This is a genomic window from Bacillus sp. AP50 (assembly GCF_040492675.1).
Taxonomy (GTDB): Bacteria; Bacillota; Bacilli; order Bacillales; family Bacillaceae_G; genus Bacillus_A; species Bacillus_A cereus.
In genome coordinates this window covers 1-1,931 of the sequence record NZ_JBEUTW010000579.1, presented here as the reverse complement: position 1 = coordinate 1,931, position 1,931 = coordinate 1, and the positions used below count along the sequence as shown (strand labels likewise).

Below are 1,931 nucleotides of genomic sequence, written 5' to 3'. Positions count from 1 at the left end.
ACTATCAGTTTCGTAACCCTAAAAAATATATAGAATTATATATGAAATATTACGATGCACTATCAAAACTTGTACAGGCGTATGAAACAAGAGACTCACAAGAAGCTGCTTTACCGTCACATATAAGAATTTTTCATGCCGATCCAAATATACCGGCGGTTGACATTTTAGTAAACGGACAAAAGGTTATTAAAAATATTTCATTTAAGCAATTCAGCCCTTATTTATCATTAGTGCAAGGTAAATACCGTATAGATATTGTTCCTGTCGGAAATGAAACTCCAATCTTTTCAGCGTTGGTACCAATAATGGGAAATCATACTTATACTCTTGCTGCAATAAATAGTGATAATCACCTACAATTACAACCTATACTTGATAATACACATTTACCAGCTGGTCAAGCAAAAATACGCTTTGCACATTTCTCTCCAGATACCCCTGTTGTAAATGTAGATTTAAAAGATGGAGATCATTTATTTGAAAATGTACTCTTTAAACAAATAACCGATTTTTTGCAAGTTAGCCCTGGTACAGCAGATATTGAAATTTCACTCGCAGATAATAAAAACGTTTTATTGACTATACCGAAATTCAATGTTGAACCAAATGTTATTTATACAATTTCAATAGTAGGTTATTCAACTAAAGATCCTAAATTAGAAGCCGTTATACTCACAAATTAAAACAGTCTACACCATTCATTTGGTGTAGACTGTTTATTTTTGAAATGCAATTTGAAATTCTGTCCAATCGTTATCTGATCGACACATAATGGATCCATTATGTTTTTCCACAATTTGTTTACATACAAATAATCCAATACCAGTTCCTAACTTTTTAGTAGTTACAAATGGTTCAAAAATCGTTTCTACATTTTCAGCTGGAATCATTGGTCCATTATTTTTTATCACAATTCGAATAGCTTGATCTTCTTCAAATACATCAATGATAATTTTTCGTTCTTCTTTCATTGATTCAAGAGCATCAATTGAATTCATTAATATGTTTAAAAATACTTGTCTCACTTCACTCCGATAACCAACAAGCGGAATTGGATACGGTAAATTCTTTTCAATCAAAACATTCGCATTGACCAAACTCGGATATAAGAATTGTATAATGTCTTGAAACAAGTCATTAAGCCAAAACCGTTCCGATTCATTCCACATTTCTTTTTTTGATACGAGTAAAAATTGCGAAATACGAAAATTTAATTGATCTAATTCATGCGAAATAATATCTAAATACGATAAACTCGGATGATCTGCCTTTAATAATTTGACAAACCCCATAATGGAAGTAAGCGGATTACGAAATTCATGTACAAAACTAGCTGACATTTGTCCTAAAATCGTCAGTCTTTCTTTATGTGTTTCGTTAATATATTGCTGTTTTTCCTCTAAATTCTTCGATATAATTTCCGAGTATTTTAAAACGGTATAATAAATTAATTTGTCAAAACAAGTATGTATTTTTGCCATAATTGGTTTCAATTCACGAGCGCTAACATCTAATTCACACATCGCTTCGAAAAGTTCATTTCTTCCCACGTTTGCGTTATAAACAAAATCTCCAATATTCGCATCTGCTCCAGCACGTTCAATAGCAATTTTCTCACATAACGGTTGAAGATAATTTATATCTTTATCTTCCATAGTAAGTTCGATAATTAACTCTAGTAAATCCTCTCCATTTTGAACTACTTCTAGTTTAAATGGATCTTTTTCGGAAATTATCATTTTGTTTTTCCAGTTCTCTACGAATTGGTGCCTATTGTTTTTCAAGTGTGAACAAAATATTTCTTTAATATCCTTATCGATTGGAAAAACCTCCATTCCCTCCATTTCCATACGACGAATACCCTTTATATTTTGAATATTAACACAAAAAATACGATTCGTTAATAGATTTTTGTCACATTTTGTTAA

At 31.1% G+C, this 1,931-nt stretch carries 2 protein-coding genes; one reads left to right on the top strand and one right to left on the bottom strand.

From position 1 onward, the window contains the following. Window positions 1-686: DUF4397 domain-containing protein (locus tag ABWK52_RS26860; RefSeq protein WP_353772259.1), on the top strand; the 686-nt coding region annotated here is incomplete at its 5' end. Between the two features lie 33 nt (window positions 687-719). Here ABWK52_RS26860 and ABWK52_RS26855 read toward each other — a convergent pair. Next, window positions 720-1,853 (bottom strand): BA2291 family sporulation histidine kinase, encoded by a 1,134-nt coding sequence (locus tag ABWK52_RS26855; protein WP_000425086.1) that lies wholly within the window; start codon window positions 1,851-1,853, stop codon window positions 720-722. Window positions 1,854-1,931: the final 78 nt, after the last annotated feature.